General features: G+C 72.0%; 3 protein-coding genes. 2 read left to right on the plus strand and 1 reads right to left on the minus strand.

The features are described from left to right. Positions 1–1,888 (plus strand): PQQ-binding-like beta-propeller repeat protein (locus JJV70_RS23235; protein WP_219047754.1); only part of this gene is annotated, 1,888 nt, incomplete at its 5' end. A gap of 210 nt (positions 1,889–2,098) precedes the next feature. On the opposite strand, the gene JJV70_RS11505 is transcribed toward JJV70_RS23235, so the two are convergent. Continuing rightward, complete coding sequence (locus tag JJV70_RS11505; protein WP_219047755.1) at positions 2,099–2,596, minus strand: MarR family winged helix-turn-helix transcriptional regulator; 498 nt, start codon at positions 2,594–2,596, stop codon at positions 2,099–2,101. 147 nt (positions 2,597–2,743) lie between these two features. Between JJV70_RS11505 and JJV70_RS11510 the strand changes: the two genes are divergently transcribed. Next, complete coding sequence (locus JJV70_RS11510) at positions 2,744–3,562, plus strand: trans-aconitate 2-methyltransferase (protein ID WP_219047756.1); 819 nt, start codon at positions 2,744–2,746, stop codon at positions 3,560–3,562. Positions 3,563–3,694: the final 132 nt, after the last annotated feature.

A 3,694-nucleotide genomic window follows, 5' to 3' on the forward strand; every position in this document is an offset into this window, starting at 1 on the left:
CGGGCCGTCCGCCGACGAGGCGCCCGCGCCGCCGCCCGCCGCGCCGCCGTCCCCGCCCGCCGGGCCGCCGTCGCCGGAACCGCACGCCGCACCGCCATCCAGCCAGCAGCCCACCCAGGCCGCCGCACCCGGCGCGTTCGGCGCCCCGCAACCGGGCTACGGTTACCCGCCGCAACCGCCCGCAGGCGCACCCTCGACGCAGAAGCCGCCCCAGGGTCCGCCGCCCCCGCAGGGCCAGAGCCCCGCCGCCGGTTACGGCTTCCCGCAGGCGCCCGGCCAGCCGCCCGCCGCGCCGCACCCCGGGCAGCCGGGCCAGCCCAACTACCCGGGCCAGCCCTACGGCGCGCCCCAGCCCGGCTACGGCTACCCGGGGCAGGGCGGGCCGGGTTCCTACCACCAGCCCACCCAGCCGGGACTGTACGGCCAGCCGACGCAGCCCGGAACCTACCCGCCGCCCGCTCCGTACGGACAGCCCGGCCAGTCGGCCCCGGGCAGCGGCAGCGGCAACAAGAAGCTGATCGCCATCGTGGCCTCGGTGGTGGCGGTCGCCATCATCGCCGTCGGCGGCATCTTCCTCTTCACCGGTGGCGACTCCGGGGAGGAGGCCAAGGGCGACGACAAGAAGTCCGGCGAGACCGGCGGCCAGGACGGCGGCACCGGCGGCGAGGGCGGCGAAGACGCACTGTCCGAGCGCGACGGCGGCCCGGGCGACTTCGTCTTCAAGGTCGATGCACCGCAGGACGTGCCCGCCGAAATCCTGATGTCCACCCCGGGCTTCTGGACGACCGACAAGGCGGTGATCAAGTATGAGCACGACGCCGTGCGCGGCTACGACCTGAAGAGCGGCGAGGAGGTGTGGACGGTGCCCGCCGTCCGGGGTGACCGGTGCGCGGCGGCTCCGCAGGCGTCCGGGGGCAAGACGATGATCCTCTGGGGCCGCAAGTGTGAGAAGGCCATGGGCATCGACCTCACCAGCGGCAAGAAACTGTGGACAAAGGACCTGCCAGCCCCGAAGGGCGCGGACATGGCCAGTCCCAGCTTCCCGCAGGCGGCGGTCAGCGGCGATATCGGCGCCGTCGCCTGGCTCGGTGGCCACGCCGCGTACGACCTGACCAGCGGGGCCGCGTTGTGGGAGGCCGGGGACGCATACTCCGGCTGTAACGAGCGTGCCTATATCGGTGGTCAGCGGCTCCTCGCCTTCATCGACTGCGGCTCAAATGGTGAGTCGTTGCGCCTCCTGGATAACGAGGGCGAGAAGGTCGAAGAGTGGCCGGCGCCCAAGGGCACCGAGATCCAGCATGTGCTGTCCACCGACCCGCTGGTCGTGGGCGTCAACGCGGGCGGCTCGGACAGCCTCGCGATCACCGACCTGTTCGTGCTCTCCGACACCCTGGAGTATCAGCGCAAGATCAGCATCGACGAGGACCGCTTCCGCTTTCGCTCTGAGGGGATCGGCATCTCGGACGTCCATAACGTCGTGACCGACAAGGAACGCAACCTTATCTACCTGGAGACCGCATCCCACCAGAGCGGTGACGTCCAGACCAACGAGGTGGTGTCCTACGACCTGGGCACCGGCGAGCTGAAGACGGCCTTCGAGCATGGCAAGAACGGCCCCATGATCCCCGTGGGCCTCCAGGACGGCACGGTGCTCGCCTACTACGACGGCTCATACTCCGGTCCCAGTGCGCTCTACGCGCTCGATACGGACACCGGCAAGGCGGAGCCGTATATGGAACTGCCGAGGAAGGAAGGCGAACTGCTCCAGGATATGGGCCGTTCGGCCAACGGCAGGTTGGTCTGGGCGCAGAACACCCTGTTCTTCGACACGCTGACGCTCTACCGCGACACCAGTCTCAACGACGCCCTCCTGGCCGCCGTCCGCTGACCGGCCACCCACCCTCCGCTCCGGTTCCGTGCGGCCGGTGCGGAGGGTCCGCCCACGGCCCCGCTGGCATGACGGGGCGTTCTCCTACACGGCCGTGAAGTATTACCGGGAGGACTCCCGGAACGACTGGACTCTGGTCGGCGTGCGCTGACTGCCCGGTGCCCGTCCGGGCTTCCCCGCGTACAGGCCGGACGGGCACCGTCCCAGGCGTCAGGCCGGGATGTTGTCGAACGGGGCGGTGAGGTGGCGGAGGAGGGTGGCGAGGTTGTCGCGCTGGGCGGGGGTGAGGGACGCGAGGATGGCGCGCTCCTGGTCGAGCAGCCCGGCGAGCGCCTGGTCGGCGCGGTCACGGCCGTCGGTGGTCAGACGGACGAGGACGCCGCGGCGGTCGCTGGGGTCGGGCAGGCGCTCGACTAGGCCCTTCTTCGCGAGCCGGTCGATGCGGTTGGTCATGGTGCCCGAGGTGACCAGGGTCTGGGTGAGCAGCTGGCCGGGGGAGAGCTGGTAGGGCGTTCCGGCCCGGCGCAGCGCGGTGAGGACGTCGAACTCCCAGGACTCCAGGGCGTGTTCGGCGAAGGCGATGCGGCGCGCCCGGTCCAGGTGCCGGGCCAGGCGGCTCACCCGGCTGAGCACTTCGAGCGGCTCCACGTCGAGATCAGGGCGTTCTCGGCGCCAGGCTGCTACCAGTCGGTCGACCTCGTCCTCCATGCGATCAGTGTAGTAGTTCTGTCGGCGTAAAGTTTCTTGATGTCAAGAGGAAGTGGGAGGGGTGCCGACGCCTCCAGGGTGGAAGGCTCCGAGCGCCGGGATCGCCTGCCCACCACGGCAGGCCCGTCGTCCGCAAGGAGACCGTTCATGCCATCCGCTCCGACCTGGGACCCGCAGGTCTACCTCCGCCACGCCGATCACCGCACCCGACCCTTCCACGACCTGCTGGCCCGGATACCCGAGCTGCCCACCGGCGGACGTGCCCCGCGCATCGCTGACCTGGGCTGCGGTCCCGGCAACGTGACCCGGCTGCTCACCGGCCGCTGGCCCGGCGCGCACGTCACCGGGTATGACAGCTCGGCCGAGATGCTGGCCGCCGCCCAGGTCCACGGCGGCCCCACGCCCGGCGGAGGACGGCTCGATTTCGCCCCCGGGGACATCGCCGACTGGGAGCCGCAGGAGCGGTACGACCTGATCGTCTCCAACGCCGCGCTGCAGTGGGTGCGCGGCCACGCGGACCGCTTCAAAGCCTGGCTGGAGGCGCTGCCCCCCGGCGGCGTCCTCGCCTTCCAGGTACCCGGCAACTTCATCTCGCCCAGCCACGCCCTGCTCGGCGAACTGTGCGACTCCCCGCGCTGGCGCGCACGGCTGGGCGAGCACGGCCGCCGCTACGTCTACATCCTGGAGCCGCAGGAGTACCTCGGCCGCCTCACCGACCTCGGCTGCACCGCGGAGGTCTGGGAGACGACGTACGTCCAGCTGCTCCAGGGCCAGGACGCGGTGCTGGACTGGGTGCGCGGCACCGCCCTGCGTCCCGTCCTCACCGCGCTCGCCGACGACCCCAAGGCGCGCGAGGCGTTCCTCATCGAGTACCGCGACGCCCTGCGCGCCGCCTACCCACCGGGACCGCACGGCACGGTGTTCCCCTTCCGCCGCGTCTTCGCCGTGGCCCGCACGGCGGGCTGACGCCCGGCGCGGGGGCGGCCGGGGCCAAAGCGGGGGCCGGGGACAGGACACGGCCCTCGCTCGCCCTCCGCCTCCGCGCGCGAGAGGGGGCACAGCCCACGGAATGCCCCTCCGGGGCCACCGGCGCCGGGG

The sequence above is a fragment of the Streptomyces sp. JJ66 genome (assembly GCF_019303495.1).
Classification (GTDB): Bacteria; Actinomycetota; Actinomycetes; order Streptomycetales; family Streptomycetaceae; genus Streptomyces.